The organism is Streptomyces sp. NPDC020801, from assembly GCF_044334385.1.
In the GTDB taxonomy this organism is placed as follows: Bacteria; Actinomycetota; Actinomycetes; order Streptomycetales; family Streptomycetaceae; genus Streptomyces.
Genome location: NZ_JBIRST010000010.1, coordinates 255,667 through 272,242 on the forward strand (window position 1 = coordinate 255,667; position 16,576 = coordinate 272,242).

The 16,576-nt window shown below is 67.7% G+C and carries 10 protein-coding genes; 3 read left to right on the top strand and 7 right to left on the bottom strand.

Annotation, left to right across the window (positions count from 1 at the left end; translation table 11 throughout):
• Positions 1–271 precede the first annotated feature (271 nt).
• Positions 272–2,110 carry an RICIN domain-containing protein gene (locus tag ACH4UM_RS22465; RefSeq protein WP_398181966.1) on the top strand — a complete coding sequence of 613 codons (1,839 nt, stop codon included), beginning with the start codon at positions 272–274 and terminating at the stop codon, positions 2,108–2,110.
• 170 nt (positions 2,111–2,280) lie between these two features.
• A complete protein-coding gene (locus tag ACH4UM_RS22470; protein WP_398181968.1) occupies positions 2,281–4,602 on the top strand; it encodes an ATP-binding protein in 2,322 nt (773 codons plus the stop codon).
• Positions 4,603–4,780: 178 nt separating this feature from the next.
• On the opposite strand, the gene ACH4UM_RS22475 is transcribed toward ACH4UM_RS22470, so the two are convergent.
• The gene (locus tag ACH4UM_RS22475) at positions 4,781–9,193 is read right to left on the bottom strand and encodes a hypothetical protein (protein ID WP_398181971.1); all 4,413 of its coding nucleotides are present in this window, start codon (positions 9,191–9,193) and stop codon (positions 4,781–4,783) included.
• A gap of 1,422 nt (positions 9,194–10,615) precedes the next feature.
• Between ACH4UM_RS22475 and ACH4UM_RS22480 the strand changes: the two genes are divergently transcribed.
• A complete protein-coding gene (locus tag ACH4UM_RS22480) occupies positions 10,616–10,798 on the top strand; it encodes a hypothetical protein (protein ID WP_398181973.1) in 183 nt (60 codons plus the stop codon).
• 569 nt (positions 10,799–11,367) lie between these two features.
• On the opposite strand, the gene ACH4UM_RS22485 is transcribed toward ACH4UM_RS22480, so the two are convergent.
• From ACH4UM_RS22485 to ACH4UM_RS22510, 6 genes are all read right to left on the bottom strand, one after another.
• On the bottom strand, positions 11,368–12,447 hold the full coding sequence (locus ACH4UM_RS22485) for a LacI family DNA-binding transcriptional regulator (protein WP_398181976.1): 1,080 nt from the start codon (positions 12,445–12,447) through the stop codon (positions 11,368–11,370).
• Positions 12,444–13,529: a Gfo/Idh/MocA family protein gene (locus tag ACH4UM_RS22490; RefSeq protein ID WP_398181978.1), complete on the bottom strand. Its 1,086-nt coding sequence runs from the start codon at positions 13,527–13,529 to the stop codon at positions 12,444–12,446. Before ACH4UM_RS22490 ends, ACH4UM_RS22485 begins: the two co-directional genes overlap by 4 nt.
• A gap of 222 nt (positions 13,530–13,751) precedes the next feature.
• Positions 13,752–14,090, bottom strand: coding sequence for an L-rhamnose mutarotase (locus ACH4UM_RS22495; RefSeq protein WP_398181981.1), 339 nt, complete (start codon positions 14,088–14,090; stop codon positions 13,752–13,754).
• A gap of 6 nt (positions 14,091–14,096) precedes the next feature.
• Positions 14,097–14,579, bottom strand: coding sequence for a VOC family protein (locus tag ACH4UM_RS22500; protein WP_398181984.1), 483 nt, complete (start codon positions 14,577–14,579; stop codon positions 14,097–14,099).
• Positions 14,580–14,587: 8 nt separating this feature from the next.
• Positions 14,588–15,586 carry an alpha-ketoacid dehydrogenase subunit beta gene (locus ACH4UM_RS22505; RefSeq protein ID WP_398181987.1) on the bottom strand — a complete coding sequence of 333 codons (999 nt, stop codon included), beginning with the start codon at positions 15,584–15,586 and terminating at the stop codon, positions 14,588–14,590.
• Positions 15,579–16,517, bottom strand: coding sequence for a thiamine pyrophosphate-dependent dehydrogenase E1 component subunit alpha (locus ACH4UM_RS22510; RefSeq protein ID WP_398181990.1), 939 nt, complete (start codon positions 16,515–16,517; stop codon positions 15,579–15,581). Before ACH4UM_RS22510 ends, ACH4UM_RS22505 begins: the two co-directional genes overlap by 8 nt.
• Positions 16,518–16,576 lie beyond the last annotated feature (59 nt).

Below are 16,576 nucleotides of genomic sequence, written 5' to 3' on the forward strand. Positions count from 1 at the left end.
CGGGCCAAGTGCCCATGCCGCCCTTGGCGAGCCGTGGGTTGCCGACGGGTGGGGATCAAGTCGTCCTCGGGTTCTCGAAAGCGGGGTCCGCAGGATGTCCCTGCGCCAGGTTCTGTCCGGCGCCCCTCCAAGGCTCACGAACGACACGGTGCACAACGCCTATGACGACACGTCATGTACCTGTTTGCGTTTTCCGCCATTGTTCCCGGCCCCACCGGCTTCGGGACGCGCGCGGCGCGGACGACCGGCCTGGCCTCACCCTGGACGGGGCGTGTTCCTCGCCGGGACGCCCGATTTCCGGCGACGGTTCCGAGCATTCGATATCCGAACAGGAGTGCCAGCATGGACGCTTGAGCTGTTTGACTCGGGAGAGCAACGGCGCCCAGCATTCCCGGTTGACGGCGCCACAACGCGCAGTCGGAGGAGGAAAGTGTCCGATCCAGCGGCGACCCGGTCCGTCGACGGTGAACTCTCCCGGCTTGTCCGCGACGCCGAGGATCCACAGCGGTGGGAGGCCACCGCCGAGATAACGCGTCGGCACAGGGAGGCCGTCATGGCCTATGCCCGCCTGTGCTTCCGTGAACCGCAGACGGCACAGGACATGACGGACGAGGCATTCACCCACGCATTCGGATCCGTCCGTGCGGGGGAGGGCCCCGTCGAGGCGTGGCGGCCCTACCTGGTTGCGGCAGTGAGACGAACGGCTGTCCGATGTGCAGTCGATGGCCGTGCGTCCGGGCTGACTCCTGGGTTCGCCTCGTGGCTCCGGGGGCTGCCGGGAGCTCACTGTCCCGAATGCGCTGCCAGAGCCGCCGAAAGGAACTCGACCCTTTTCAGGGCATTCCACAGTCTGCCGGAACGTTGGCAGGCGGTGTTGTGGAGCGTCTGCGTGGAGGGCGCCGAACCTGCCGATCCCGTTCCGGGAGCGGCACACACTGACATCACCTCCAGGACAGCACTCGCACAGAAGGGCCTCTTCAACGCATACCTGCGGGAGCACGCCACCCGGGCCTCCACCCGTGAGTGCCGCCACTTGGCGGCCTCCCTCGGCGACATCGCGCGTGGGGATCTCTCCCTCTATTCCGAGGACCTCCATCTGCACGTCCTGGGCTGCGATGGTTGCCGCGCGGCGCAGGCCGACCTCGGCGTCATCGATTTCCGGCAACCTGGCGCCCTGGCGAGCCCCCTGTATTGGCCGTTCCCTTCGCCGCTCTTCTCCTCGTTCAGGACGGGCACCGACGACACAGCGGGACTGCTGCCACTGGCTGCGGGAACGGGCGGGACCGTCATCTCGCCGACCGGCCCCCACCCGGCGCACGCCCGCCGCTACGTCCTGCCGAAGGCCTCTCTTCGTGCGGGAGCGATAACGGCCCTCACCGCGGTGGCGGTCGTCGTGGTGGGAGCCGGCCTGGCATCCCGCGAGGGAGGCGGCACCGCACAGTCTCGCGCAACACCGGCCGCCACCGCTCAGAACAGCACGACGGACGCCACGTTGACGTCCGGCGCTTTCGCGACATCGACGCCGACCGGGACACCGAGTGCCTCTGCGAAGGATCGCACGGCGACCACCACTCCCCCGCCCGCCGTCCCGAAGCAGACCGCCACGGCCGCCGCTGCGGCCCCCCGCCCGAAGCCGGCCGGCTTCCAGCTGGTGAACTTGCGGTCGGGGCTGTGCGTCGGAATCGAGGACTCCAGCAGACGCAACGACGCCCTGCTGCAGCTGCAGGACTGCACCACCACGCCGTACCAGCGCTGGGAGCGCGTCGCGGAAGGCGACGGCACCTACCTCATGCGCAACCGGGGCAGCGGAAAGTGCCTCGACGGGACGTTCCGACGCGGAAACGTCGTCAGAGTCGTGCAGTGGGACTGCTTCTACTCCGCCGGTGACGACCAGGACGTACAGCTCTGGAGTTTCCGTCCCGCGGGCTCCCCCTCCTCCTACCGCCTGCTGTACATGCCCACGGCAGGTGGGAGGTACTACGACCCCCACCTGCTCGGCCCCGAGGAGGGTTCCGATCGGAATCCGCCTGATCCCGGGACCTATCTCGCCCACCTGACCGACTACTACGACTCAGACAGCTTTGTCTTCACAATGACCACCGGCACATGAACGGAGCGCCGAACGGCCGGACCGGGGACACGGGGACGCCCTTCACATGGGCGGCATGTCGCCGGACGACGGGGCGCGAGTGCGGAACCACCGGACGCGGGCAGCGCCCACGCCGGCGCTGACCGCCGAACCGAAGTGCCGGGGAAAGGCCAGCCCCACACATGAGTGTCATGCGAAAAGGAGCCACCAACCTGCCGGAGGAGGCGACGAGCTTCATCGGACGCCGCCACGAACTGGCCACGGCCCGGCGCCTCCTGTCCCAGAGCCGACTGCTCACCCTGACCGGACCGGGCGGCGTGGGCAAGACCAGACTCGCCCTCCGGCTGGCAGCCCACACGCGGCGCTCCTACCCCTCCGGGGTATGGCTGGTCGACGTGGCCGAGGTCGAGACGGAGCAGGCTCTCACGGACCTGCTACTGGAGGCGCTCGACCTGGACGACGGCCTCGGACACCGTGCAGTGGCCGGCCTCGCCGCCCGCGTGCGGACCGAACGGATGCTGATCGTCCTTGACAACTGCGAGCATCTTCTGGGTCCCTGCGCCGTCCTCGCCAATACTCTGCTGGAGTCGGCACCGCACCTGCAGATCATCGCCACCAGCCGGCAGGCTCTGGGCGTCAGCGGTGAGCGCCTCCTGACGGTGCCTCCACTGGCGGCCCCAGATCCGGACGACGCCTCCTCCCCTTCCACGGCACGCCCCAACGAGGCGCTCGACCTGTTCATCGACAGAGCTGCCTACGTCAGCGGGGATTTCACCCTGACCGAGGAGGACCGCAGGGTGGCGGCCCGGATCTGCCACCGGCTGGACGGCATACCACTCGCGATCGAACTGGCGGCCGCACGTCTGCGAGTCCTCACCTGCCAGCAGATCCTCGAACGCCTGGACGACCGTTTCGGCCTGCTGACGGGAGGAAGCGGCGTCACGATGCCCCGCCAGCAGACCCTGCGGGCCACCCTCGACTGGAGCTTCGACCTGTGTTCTTCCCACGAGCAGCTGCTGTGGGCCCGGTTGTCCGTCTTCTGTGGCGGGGTCGATCTGGAAACCGCGGAATCGGTGTGCAGCGGCACTGGTCTCCGCCGGGAGGAGATCCTCGACGTGCTGGCCGGACTGACGGACAAGTCCGTACTGTTCCGGGACGGCGGTGGCTCACCGGTGCGTTACCGCATGCTGGAGACGCTTCGGCGGTACGGCCTCGAGCGGCTCCGTGACCGCGGTGAGGTCCTGGCCCTGCAATGCCGTCATCGCAACCACTTCCGCGCCCTGGTCCTGCAGGCCGACAAGGAGTGGTTCACCGGACGGCAGAGTGCGTGGTCCGCCCGGATCCGAAAGGAGCGGTCCAACATCCGTGCCGCCATGCAGTTCTGTCTCCAGGAGCCGGGAGAGGAGGAGGCCGGTCTCGAGATGGCCGCGGCAATATGGAGCCACCGGTTTTGCGCCGGTGGACTGGCTGAGGAACGTCAGTGGCTGACCGAGGCACTGGCGTCGGCCACCGCCCCCAGCCCCACCCGGGCCCGCGCTCTGTGGGCCGACGCCTGGCTCGCCCTGCTGTGCGGGGACACCGCTGCGGCAGAGGGCCGATTGGCCGAGTGCCGCGCCTTGGCACAATCCCTGGGGGACCCGCCGACCAGGGCCCACGCCGAACAACTCGCCGGTCTGTGCGCCCTTTTCCGGGACGACTTCCGCGGCGCTGTCCGCCGGCTGGAGGCCGCGCTGGCGCAGTACCGCCGCCAGGAGAACGCCGGATCCACGTGGGTCACCCTGTTCCTCCTCAGTCTCGCTTGCTGCTTGGGCGGCGACGCGCGCGCCATCGGCCTGGCCCAGGAGAGCCTGGCCCTGTGCGACGACAACGGCGCTCAGTGGTCGCGTCCCTACGCGCTGTGGGTCGTGGGACTGCAGCATTGGCTGCAGGGCGAAGCCCGATCGGCGGTACGGATCCTTCGCCTGGGGCTGAGTGCGGCAGACGCCTTGCACAACCGGCTGGTGGTGGCCCAGTGCCTGGAGGTGCTGGCCTGGGCAAGGGCGGAGGGCGGCCATGCCGACGAGGCGGCGGAACTGCTCGGTGCGGCACAGCGGGTCTGGGAGCAGTTGGGCACCTCGCTTCCAGGGGTCGGACAGTTGCTGGAGCATCACGTCGAGTGCGAAAGGCTTCTGCGGAAGCTCCTGGGCGACGCAGCCTTCACCGAGCACCTTCGCATCGGAACCGCGATGCCGCTCCAGTCCGCAGTGGCCCGGGCACTGGGCCGGTCGGCGGCGCGCCCGGTGGCGCCATCGACGGCCTCCGCGCCGGTTCTCACCCCAAGGGAGCGTGAGGTGGCCCTGCTCGTCCGCGGTGGGCTGACGGACCGGCAGATCGCCGCTCGGCTGGTGATCTCCGTCCGTACTGCACAAGGCCACGTCCAGCGTAGCCTGCGCAAGCTCGGGTTCAGCCGCCGCGCCCAGCTGGCCGCCTGGGTACAGGCACACAAGGACCACGACGGCGGCGCGCCGATCTGACAGCCGACGCATATGGTGCTCGCGCTTCACCCCGTTCACGGGCCGGGGCATCAAGGAACTCCGTGCTGCGCGCGATGTTGCTGGTGCGCCATGCCTCGTCCAACACGTCCCGGCGAGAAGTGACCGACTCCTCGCCGGGACGTGGTCCAGCGGCGTTGTGTGTGGCTGGGTTCGCCGGTCAGTTGATGGGGACGACGGGGGCGGGGGCGTGCTGTGTCGCGCCCCCGCCCAGCGGGTGATTGGGGAAGGATCCCCCGGGGATGATGCGCCAACCGTTCGCTGCCGGAGATTCTGAGCTGGCGCCGGCGCTGGGCCGGTTGTTGGGTTCGGTGTCGATGGTGACGTCGTCGATCACGACCGTGTAGTTCCCGGAGGCCGGTGCCTGCACTTCGAACAAGATGCGCTGGATCACCTTGTTGCTGTTGCTGGCTGCGAGATCGACGGTGACGTGATTCCACTGATCCGGTTGGAGACGCCCGCACTGTCCCCCGGCGCTTGCCCCGTGGTCGCGCAGCGCGGTGCCGTCGGAGAACACCAGGTCCAAGGCGGCGCAGGTGCTGACCGCTGCGATGGAGGTCTCCGAGTTTGCGCTGCCCAGCGGGAAGATCCAGTAGCTGAGGGTCTTTCGTGTGCCTACGGCAACGGGGTGGCTGCTGAGGTCGAAGACCACGGTGCTGCTGGGCCGTCCAGGGGCGGCGTCGTAATTCCCCATGTACTGGTCCGCGGCCTGACCGGAGTGGGACTGGCCGTGGTTCACATCGCCGGAGGCCGCCCTGGGGTCTCCCTCCTCGAAACCGGAGCTGAAGCTGCTGACTGTGGTCGGCTTCGACGAGGAAGCGCGAGCTGGGGTGGTGGTGCCGGGGGTGGGCCGGGGGTAGGTGAAGGTGGTCTGGGTGGTGTCGTAGTCGAGGGCGGGCGGGGCGAGCAGGAAGCAGTGGGCGACGTTCAGGTAGGGGTCGCGGGAGGTGAACGCCGTGTACCCGCAGTGGGTGATATTCCTGGTCGGCTGTTTGACGTAGTAGGTGCCGCTGCCCGAGTTGTAGTTGTAGATGCCGTAGGCCAGTTCGGCGTTGCCGTCGGTGGCGCAGGGCCCTGTGTCTCCGTCGCGTGCGCAGGCCGCCTGGTACCAGTCGCTGCCCCCGTTCTGGGGGTTGTAGGCGTGGTCGCCCAGGACCAGGTCGGCGCCGGAGGCGGAGAGGTAGCAGTAGTTGTGGGTGTTGCCCTGGAGGTTGCTCACGTCCTCGAAGGTGGTGTCCTTGCACTCGGTGCTGCCCGGGGTCGCCGTCTTGACGACCCAGGCACCGTCGCCGCCGTAGGCGACCTGGTGGATGCCGTCGTTGGGTACGGTGCAGGTGCCTCCTGGTCCGGCGCAGTAGGTGAAGCGCGCCTGAGGCCGGGCTGTGTAGCAGGAGTTGGGGTGGCCGTGGGAGGGGTCCTTGCCGAAGGTGGCGGTGGTGCAGGGCACGCCGTGGGGGTAGTGGGCCTCGTCGAAGGTCCGGTAGATCCAGGAGCCGCCCGCGGCACGGGTGCCGAAGGCCAGCGTGGTGGTGCCGCTCACGTAGCAGGTGCCGTCCTGCGCGGCGCACAGGCCCGCGGGAGCCGACCGGGCCACCGGGCCGGGCACAGCGCCGGCCAGGACGGTGCAGTTCTTGTCCGCACCCGGGTCCGGATCCCCGCCGAAGCCGCGGCTGTCACAGGTGATCGAGCCGGTGACGGGCTTGGTGATCCACCTCGCGCCGGCGCCGTAGGCGACTTCCTGTGTTCCGCTCACCTCGCACAGGTGGCCCTGCCTGGCGCAGGTACGTACCACCGGCAGCCACGATCCGCCGGCCCCACCGGCCTTGTTGTCCGTGGCTGGGACGAAGCACGTTTCGTGCGCGTGCGGGTTCGCATCGACGGCGAAGGAGGACGCCTTGCACGCCAGACCCGCGGAAGGCAGCGGCGCAGTGACGTAACTGCCGGCGGCGCCGAAGGCGACCTGACCGGTACCGGCCGGGCTGCCCGCGCAGGTGTCGTGCGGACTGTCCGCGCAGTTGGTGAACCCGGTCGGCGGCACGGGAGCGGTGTCCAATGGGGGCACCGTGGCGAACATCTTGCCCGCGCTGATTCGGTCGTCCACCTGCGTCCGGTACGCCTGCAGGTCATCGGCGCTGAACTTGTTCATCGGAACGTCGCTCTTCACCCGCGGAGCCACATGCGCCCAGAAATAGGCCTGCAGCGCTTTGCTGTACTCACGAGATGTCCTTCCATACTTCCTGCCGGCGGCCTCCGACGCGGAGTCGGGGTAGGCGGGCTGGACGGACCGGTTGAACTTGCCGATTTCCCGATCGTGGCAGGCCGTGTCGTAGTGCCAGTAGCCGTGGTCGTCCCAGTAGCAACTCCACGCGGGGAAGTAGTAGTTCATCCAGTCGGGCAGCACGACCTTCTGGTTGTACAGATCAGTGAAGGTGTCCGAGCCGGTTCCGTTGTTCAGCCCCTTGAGGGCGTCGTCAAGTGCCTGGTGCACATTGTTGACGAAGCCGCTGCGGAGTGCTTGCTCAGCACTCTCCGTCTCCGCGATCAGACGCGCCTTGGCAGCCCGCGCGGCCTCTATCGCTGCACTGTCGCCGGAGGTTTGAGCCGCTGTGTCCAGCGAAGCCATCGTCACATCAGCGCCCCAGAGCAGTTGCTTCTGCGCGGCATCGAATGCTGACTGCGCGTCCGCCAGCAGCGCCGGAATGGTCTTGTTCTTTATGGCGCTGCCCATGAAGTCGTGCCAGGCGGTGTCACGCTTGGCGATGATCTGATCCATGTCGATCAGCGCACTCCTGGCAATGGCGTTCTGGATAGCATTCACCAGGCCGCCCACGACCCACGTGACGAAGCCCGCGACTCCCAGCACCAATGCCGCCTCCGGCTGTCCCGTCAACTCGGCGGCCGACGCCAAGAGCACGATGAGGTTCGTGGCCAGTCCGACGTAGTCCTTGTTGACGGAGGTTTGGGCTATCCCGACCAACTGGCCCACGACCGGCACGACGGCCAGGGTTGCGGCCGCCTTGTCCAGATCAGAGGCGTCCGTCGAAAATGCCTGCACCACGGAATGGATCCACAACGCCACCATGGCCGGCGTCGCGGCATGGTTGAACAACGACCAGCCATTCGTCAACGTTTTCGACAGGCTCCCGGTCTTCTCGCCGACCGCGCCGGACGAAGCACCAAACGGCTGGAACACCTTGTTGGGGTTCCGCCAAGTCTCCGCAAGATCGGACGTGAAGCTGGGTGCTTTGCCCGAACCGGCCCGCGCTTCCAGCGCGCTCTGCTCCACCACGGCACGCGCATACACCGGAAGCTCATCCGCCGGTAGGTTTCGAATGATGAGCTGGTCAGCAGGCTCACGCACCACTTTCCCCGCGGCGTCGGCCTCCTCGAAAGCACGTGCAGCCTTGGCCTCATCGGCAGTCGCGGCACGCGAAGGGGCGGCACATGCTTCGACGGGGTTCGCACCACTGCAAGCCGCAGCGGCGGCGCGCGACTCGGCCAGACGGGAATTCCTGCTGGTGGGCTCGTTGTAGTCCGCCGGTGTCAGGGCATTCCATGAGGCACCTGGAGCCAAGGCGAACCGGACTCTCTGCAGAGTTGAGGGAACATCGTATGTGGAACGGAAGGGCTGCGGGATGGGGCTTGCCTTGACGAACGACAGCTCTGTGAGCGGTTTCCGGGCAACGGACTGGCGGGCCATGAGCGTCCGCTGTATCTCCACATCACCGGGGCTCCGCCGAGCCGCCTCGAGGGCGATGCGCACCGACTTGGCCGCATACGGATCAGCCTTGATCCCATAGGGAATGCCAGCCGCCTTCTTTTCCCCGAAGACTTCTCTCAAGCCCGCACTTCCACCATGAGTGATCAGCTCCTCGGCATTTTGCGTCTTCACCTCGTAGCGCGGGACACCGAGGGCGTCTTTTGTGCCCGGCACTTCCAAGGGATAGTCTGCTCGCACAGGACTCTTCGATGCGTCCAACGACCCAAAGCCCAGTACGCTTCGCAGTGAGTGAACGAGCTCATGGAACAGCACTGTTGCAGAGCGCATCGCAAAGAGCCTGCCCTCTTTCGTGTACATTCCAGGCGTGTCGTCGCGGATCTGGATGAAATTCGACGAGCTCCCGGCGCCCTCACCGTCCCAAGATCCGGATAGTGACACTCCTGTCGCCGGGCCCGCCAACTTCAATGTCACAGTCTCGCCGCCCGGGTCGGCATGCGTAATCAGCACATTCATTGCCGGTGTACTAAACAGATCGTCCGGATTAGTGAAGTGGTCGAACGGCACTTCAGAAGGCAGCGGCGACGCTTGGCCCATCGTCTCAAGTAGCCGCAAACCCTCCGGGTTGGATGCGATCTCGTCCAGGTCCGCCCACATCCTGTCCAGGAAGGTCTGGGCCTCTGGACCAGACGCTGCCACAGGCGGCCATGAACTCTTGAGAAGGCTCCCATGCTCGTCAGTTATCACGCCGGGATAAACCGAGATCCTGCTGGCCTGCCCCGAGGGCAGCACATACTGATAGGCGAGCACCTTGGCTTTTCTCGCCCGCAGACCGCTCCCATAATAGTCGGGCATACCGAGCAGGACGGCGCGCGAATCGCTACTCCCCTTGCTCAAGTCGGGCGGCGCGGTGTGTACGGGCGCCGGCGGCGCGGCCCCTGCATGCGACGCCCACTGACGGGCCACAAGGCCCGCGCTTGCAAGCAACGACGAGATCACCAGCAACGCGACCCAACGGGATCGCCGTCTGGTTATGCGGTGTTTCGACAACCTACATACCTATCCTCAAAGGCCATCATCCGGTCGCTTCCCCTGCATGAAGCGGCCACAATTGGCTTGTGCGGAGTGTTTTTGTTTCGACTGCGCAGCGGACTCACCAAGACGGACCTGTCGTGCACTGCGAAGACGGACCTCAAATAAGGCCCTTACGCGCTCATCCGATCGGATTTCTCATTCATCTCGGAGACTTGCACGCTGTCCTATCTCACGTTCAGGGAGCGGTTACCGAATGCGGATGCAGACCCCCGGCAGGCAACCTGCGCGTTCCCAATCCTGATCACGATGCGGCGGGATGGGCGCCGGTGGTGCGGCCCCTGCATGCGGCGGCGCGCGGCCGCGTGCCGCGAGGACCCTGGTTGCGATCGGCACGAAATCACCAGCCGCGCAACCGAGCAGAACTGGAATTTGGTTATGCAGGCTTTGAGAGACGACTCACAAACAGGCGACCGCGAGGCTGCCTCCCCCGCATGGGGCAGCTAAACAGCGCTCTGCGCTGTCACTGTTTCACCCCCTTCGCTCTGGGCGTACTCCGCGCTGGATTCCAACTCACGTAGGACCAGTTTGGATCCTCGGCGCCATGGTCAGAAGCGTAAAATTACCTGGCCCGATACCTGTCGATGCGGCCCGAGGGCGCCTTTTTCTTTACGCAGGATTGGAGGTGACGCTTCTTTGCCGGCAGTTTGTCAAACCCGGCAATAGAGTGGATCCTTGTCGGTCCAGGCTCGTCGGAGCATGGGTGGCGTCGACGGGGTGTGCGGCTGGTCGGCCGGGGCCCAGGCATCGAGGGACCAGTCGTCGCTGACGGAGTAGGCGCAGTCGGCGCCCATCGCCCGGCAGCCGAGGCCCGCCTCCTTCCCGCGGGCCGCGGGGGCGGCGGCCGGCTGCGGTTTCGTGCGGAGAAGGCCGGGTCGGACCGGCTGCGGGCGAAGTGGTGTGCCGGGGTGTACGGCCGGGCGTTGGAGCGGGTGTCACACACGGCCGTCGGTCCACACGGTGGTCACGCTGACGATGCCGTTGCCGGTTCTGTCGTACCGGCCCAGCCACTGCCGGCCCGCGGGCGCGGGCGCACACGGACGGCGGGCGGTCATCTTGTTCTGCCCACGCGCCGGCGCCGCCGAGGTGAAGGACCAACGGCCGGGGATGAGGACCAGGCGGATGCCCGCTGTCCTTGTTGAGCGATGCGCGGCGGGCGCCGCGCATGCGGCAAGAGTCAGGGGGGTGGACGACTCCGTCGGCGGCCTCGTCGAGGAATGGGCGGACGGTCTGCTGGGGAAGGGTGCCGCCAAGCAGCGCGGTGAGGCGGGCCTGGCTGTGGACGAGGCGAATGGCCACGCTGGTGAGCCGGCGGAGGGCGATGACCGGGCTCACCGGCGCGCGGCATCCAGTACCCAGGTCGTCTGACCCTCCCGTTCCGCCCTGACCTTCACCCGCGACGAGGCCGGAAAGTCTTGCGGTCTGCGCCGGTGGCCGCAACCGGGCTCGGGCCAACAGGGTCGAGGGCATGTTCCCCACGTTCTCGCCCTCGGCGGCCATCTGCTGGGCAAGCGTACGCCCGGTCCCATCAGCGTCTTGCCCGTCTGCCCGGCCGGCACGTTCCCCCCTCACGCGTCATACGGAAGGGCAGCAGCTTCCAGCTCGGCAGCAGCCGAGATAGCGGTTGCCGGCGGGATCGGCCCCGACACCCGCCAGGCCGGGCTCATCGACACGGTCGGCCGGCACCTGCGCGCGGAGCCGGAGTCGGAGACGGCTGGTGCAAGTTGGTCCTTGGCGCCTGTTCCGCGGGCCCGGCAACGTGCGCCCCCGGCTGCGCGTGTCGGATCTGCTCGCGCATGCCATCAAGTGCCGGGCAGTATGCGGGTGAGGTCATCCGGTTGTTGATGTGTCATGACTTCGGCCGCTCGCGCCACGGCCCACACTCCACCATGACCCGGCAGCCGGCCCCGGTCCCCACCAGCAGACGCCCCTACGGCCTAACCATGCTCTGCGGCCCCTAAGGTCTTGCGACGGCGTCGCGGGGGGCGTGTGGTGGAGTCGCGGACGATGAGCTCGACCGAGTTGTCCACTGTCTCCTCGATGGGAGCGTCAGGATCGCTGCCGGTCAGCAGTTCGACGCCGCGGCGGCCGAGGTCCTCCAGCGGCATCCGCACGGTGGTGAGAGGTGGCGTGAGGTAGCCGGCCAGCGGCAGGTCATGTACCGCCACCAACGACAGGTCGCGCGGAACCTCGACACCAGCAGCCTGCGCGGCGTGCAGCGCACCGATGGCCGAGGCGACGTTGGCCACGAACACCGCGGTCGGAGGCTCGTCAAGCGCCAGCAAGTCGGCAATGGCCGCGGCGCCTCCGGCAGGCGTGTAGTCGGCATCGACGATGAGCCGTTCGTCGTGGGCCAGACCGACTCGTTCCATCGCGGCAAGATAGCCGGCGCGTCGGCGGCGAGCGGTGTCTGACGTGGGCGGGCCGGCCAGGTGCGCGATACGGCGGTGCCCCAGATCCACCAGATGTTCGACTGCGAGGTCGCCGGCTCGTTCGTCGTCGAGAATGACGTAGCGCCGTGCCCAGCTCACTCGCTGGTTGACCAGGATCCAGGGCAGCAAGGCATCGTTCAACCTGTCGATCAACGCACTGCTGGCATCGGTCCCTGCCAGCAGGAGCCCGTCCACCCGGCCTTGGCCGAGCAGATCGACGTAGTGGCCTGTCCCGGGCTTGCTGCCACTCGCGCTGCCCGTCACCAGAAGGTATCCGAGCTGCGCAGCGGCTGCCTCGGCGCCTTTGATGATCTCTGCGTAGACGGGATTGGCGAAATCCGGGATGAACAGCCCCAGCATGCCTGCGCGCGCGGTTCGCAGGCTGCGGCCGACGGCATTGGGGCGGTAGCCCAGTTCCTTGATGGCGGCGACAACGCGCTCGCGTGTCTCCGGCCTGACCGACAGACGCGGGTCGTGGTTGATGACACGGGAGACCACCGAAGGGTCCACACCCGCGTGCTCCGCGACCTGCTTGATGGTGACACGCCCCCGACGGCGGCCGGACGAAGGGTTGTCCATTCTCATGGGCTCACCAGCAACTGGCTCTCGCCGGTGTCCATCGACCGGTAAAGGGCGTGGAGCAGCCGCAGCGTCTGGAGGTTGTCGCTCGCCGCGGTGTCGGCCACGGATCCGGTGGAGATCGCTTTGAGCAGCGAGCCCATCGGGCCGGCGAAGGCGTCCGGGATCCAGCGCCTCGTCACGGGGTAAGGCAGCCAACCGTCGGTGGGAAGCACACGGCTGTTGACTTCCAACGTGTCGGGGCGGCCATCCGGATAGTTGTACATAAGGCCGAGCGTGCCCTTGATGCTGCCCTCGCTGCCGTCGATGCGGAACAGCGCCTCCGGGTCACCGGCCCTGTTCTCATGGGTGACGTGGACGAGCGCGCGCATGTCGCCAGGGTAGACGAGCGTGCTCATCGTCCGCGTTTCACCCCTCGGAAGCTGGCCCGGGGTGCGGCTGCCGGTACAGAAGACGCGTACGGGATCGCCCAGGATCGAGCGGATGGTGTCGAGGTAGTGGATGGAGTGAAACATGATCTCCAGCCGGTCGACCGTGAGCAGCCACTCCCAGGCGGACCAGTCAGTGGCGACATTGACCGTGACCGACATGGCAGTGGGGCTGCCGATCCAGCCGGCCCGGACCATCGCTCGGGCAGCGGCGATGCCCTCTTCGAAGCGCATCTGCTGATTGACTGCGACATGGAGGCCGCGTTCGGCGGCCAGCGCGGCGATTTCCTGCCCGGTTCCTATGTCTGGGGCGAACGGCTTCTGGCAGAGCAGGTGCTTGCCCGCTCGCAATGCCTGTCGGGCGATGTCAGGCTGAGCCTGCGGGGCGACGGCGATGTCGAGCACTGCTACGCGCTCGTCGTCGAGCAGTTCATCGAGTGACCGGTAGATCGTCTCCACGCCGTGGCGGGCCGCCACCTCGGCCGCACGCTCAGCTTTCAAATCGTAGATCCCCACCACCTCGAGTCCTGCGCGACGGTACGCGGGCAGGTGGGCGACGTCCACAATGGCTCCCGCGCCGATGACGGCGATCGGGCGCTTGTGCTCCTCCGCGACAGTGAGGTCGCAGTCGGCCGCGATCGGGGCGAAGTGTTCCAGCATGCGATTCCTTCCAACAGCACGCGACAGTCACGCCGCAGGACAGGGCAGTGATGCCGCCGACGACGCAGGCTCCGGGCCGCCGTGCTTCCGGTGATCGGCGATTGAGCGCAGCGGTCGCCACCCACTCGGAAGTCAATCGATTGTCTTCCGCAGACTCTAGCGCCCGTCCCAAGCCTTAACAAGCCTTGGTCCCGCGACTCCCCCAGTGGGCGGCATCGAAGCTCACTCGGTGTCGGTCGTCATTTGATCCGTAAGTGTCCATACCTGTCGCAGGCCCAGGTCGGCGGCGCCGCCGGGGTTCTCGGCGAAGGAGGCGACGTATGCCTTCATGGTCTCCTGCCAACGCTGGTTGGCGGGGTCTTCCTGCAGCTCACGCATGGCTGCGCCGAAGTCTGCGCATTCCACGACATGGAACAGGTCCGAGCCGCTGCGCCAGATGGCCCACTCGGAGATGCCTGCCCGTCGTAGTGCGGCGAGCAGCTCCTCGGGCACGGCCCGGTGTTCGGCCTCGTAGGCGAGTTCCCTGCCCTCGTGCAGGCGGCTGTGCAGCGCGATGCGCATGTGGTGTCACTCCTTGCCGGCGATGCGTGCGGGCGGGGGTTGGACGAGTTCGAGCGTGTGGTCGTCGGGATCGAGGAAGTAGCAGGCGGCGCCGCCCCTGTTGACTCCGGAGGTGATCCGGTTGGGTGGGGAGATCAGCCGTACTCCGCGCGCGATCAACCGAGCGCAGGCGGCGTCGATGTCCGCTACGGCGAAGGCGAGGTGGGCCGTGCCCGGGTCGCAACGGCGAGCCCGGATGTGGGTGCCGCGCGGTACCACGTACTCGATCAGCTCGATGTCATGGGTGGAGGCGGCGGCCGGGGGACGGGTGGGAAGGGCCAGTTGGGCGACCTTGAGGTGAGCGCCGCCGAAACCGACGAGGGAGGCGGTGTAGGCATTGTGCTGCTCCTGCTGGTGCACCAGCATCATGCCCAGCACGTCACGGTAGAACGCCACCGAGCGCTCCAGGTCGCTTACGTGCAGGCCGGTGTGCCACAGTCCGGTGAGCACACCGCCCCCTACGCCGTCGTGGCGGGGAGTGCCGCCAGCAACCGTTCGGTGATCACGTCGGCCGTGGGGACAAGCGCCTGGGCCAGGACCGGGGCGGCAGGAATCCGCGCGTCAGGGGTGGCGATGCGGACCGGTGGGGCGGTCAGCCGCACTCCCGCCTCCGCGACCCTCGCCAGCACCTCGGCGCCGAAGCCGCCGGTGATGTTGGCCTCGTGGACCACGGCGAGGCGGCCGGTACGGGCAATGCTTGCCAGCACCGCGTCCAGGTCGAACGGGTTCAGCCAGACCATCTCCAGCACGTCGGCGTGCAGGCCGTGCTCGCGGGCGAGACCCTCGGCGGCCTCGAGGACCCGATGCGTCATCGCGCCCCAGGTGACGACGGTGATGTCGTCGCCCTCTCGGCGGCGGTGATGCCAACCGGCGCGGCGCGGCTGCTCACGCAGCTCGACTTCGGCCTTCTCGCCGGGGTACAGCGTGCGGTTCTCCACCACCAGCACCGGGTCGTCCAGGGCGTGTGCGGTGAGCAGTGCGTCGTAGGCGTCCTGGGGGAACGCGGGCATGACCAGCCGCAGCCCGGGGGTGTGCAGGAAGAAGGCCTCCAGACACTGGGAGTGCTGGGCGCAGGCACCGGGGGCATTGCCCTGCTGTGTGCGCACGGTGATCGGGGTGGGAGCCTGGCCCTGGGAGATGTAACGGGCATTGGCCGCCTGGTTGACGAGTTGGTCGAGTGCTACCAGGGAGAAGTCGGCCCACATGATCTCGACGATCGGCCGACTGCCCATGAGTGCCGCGCCCACGGCGCTTCCCAGGATCGCGGACTCGCTGATCGGCGTGTCGAAGACGCGGTTTTCTCCGAATTCCTTGCGCAGGCCGCGGGTTATGCCGAACACGCCGCCGGGCAGTGCCACGTCCTCGCCATAGAGGAGCGAGCGAGGGTCGGTGGCCAGGATGTGCCGGAGGGCGGCGTTGGCAGCGCCCCCGTAGTTCAGCTTCTTCGTCTCAGGCATAGATGTGGTCCTTAGCGGTGGAAGGGTCAGCAAGGGGTGCGCCCAGGCTCTGCTCAGCAGCGCTTTCGATCTCGGCGCGGGCCCGCACCTCGGCCGCGTCGAGGTCGGTCTCCAAGGCTCCGGCGGCGGCAAGTCCGGAGTGCAGCCGCACCAGCGGTTCGCGGGACCTGGCGTTCTCCACCTCGCCGCGGGGCCGATACTGCTCGGCGTCGCCGATGTAGTGCCCCACCAGCCGCTCCGTCATCAGTTCCAGCAGTGTGGGGCCTTCTCCGGCACGGGCCCGGGCGATGGCCTCCGCTGCTGCTGCGCGCACGGTGGCCGGGTCGTTGCCGTCCACCCGGATGCCGGGCATGCCGTAGGCGGCGGCCCGCCTGAACAGTTCGGGATCGCGGACCATGGCATGGATCGGAGTGAGCTCGGAGTACTTGTTGTTCTCGCAGACGAAGACCACCGGCAACCCGAAGGCGGCGGCCATGTTCATCGCTTCGTGCACGGAGCCCTGGTTGAGGGCACCGTCGCCGAAGACGGTGACCGCGACTCGTCCGCTGCCCTCCGCCTGGGCGGCGACGGCGGCGCCGACGGCAATCGGGGCGCCGGCGCCCACGATCGAGTTCTCACCGTAGAAGCCGTAAGCGGGGGCGGTGAAATAGGCGGAGCCGCCCCGCCCGCCGTTGATCCCGGTACTGCGCCCGAGCAGCTCGGCCAGAAGCAGCGTGGGCGGCACGCCACGCGCGAGGGCCCAGCCGTGGCCGCGGTAGGTGGCGAACAGCGCGTCGCGCTCTTCCAGCTCCGTGCACACTCCCACCGGGCCGGCCTCCTGGCCGATGCACAGATGGACAGAGCCGGCAATATCACCGGCCAGCCGCAGGTCCCGTACCTTCTCTTCGAATGCTCGTATGCGCCACATTGCATGCAGATCGGCCAGTGTCATCCCGGTCTCCTCAGTTGCACTCGTAGGGTGTGTCAAACGATTGTTTTTCGGAACGCCGG

Bases quoted from the DNA above. Each gene is read 5' to 3' on its own strand.
- ACH4UM_RS22510 (WP_398181990.1), bottom strand. From the start codon at position 16,517: ATGACACTGGCCGATCTGCATGCAATGTGGCGCATACGAGCATTCGAA.
- ACH4UM_RS22470 (WP_398181968.1), top strand. From the start codon at position 2,281: ATGCGAAAAGGAGCCACCAACCTGCCGGAGGAGGCGACGAGCTTCATC.
- ACH4UM_RS22475 (WP_398181971.1), bottom strand. From the start codon at position 9,193: ATGCCCGACTATTATGGGAGCGGTCTGCGGGCGAGAAAAGCCAAGGTG.
- ACH4UM_RS22485 (WP_398181976.1), bottom strand. From the start codon at position 12,447: ATGAGAATGGACAACCCTTCGTCCGGCCGCCGTCGGGGGCGTGTCACC.
- ACH4UM_RS22495 (WP_398181981.1), bottom strand. From the start codon at position 14,090: ATGCGCATCGCGCTGCACAGCCGCCTGCACGAGGGCAGGGAACTCGCC.
- ACH4UM_RS22505 (WP_398181987.1), bottom strand. From the start codon at position 15,586: ATGCCTGAGACGAAGAAGCTGAACTACGGGGGCGCTGCCAACGCCGCC.
- ACH4UM_RS22490 (WP_398181978.1), bottom strand. From the start codon at position 13,529: ATGCTGGAACACTTCGCCCCGATCGCGGCCGACTGCGACCTCACTGTC.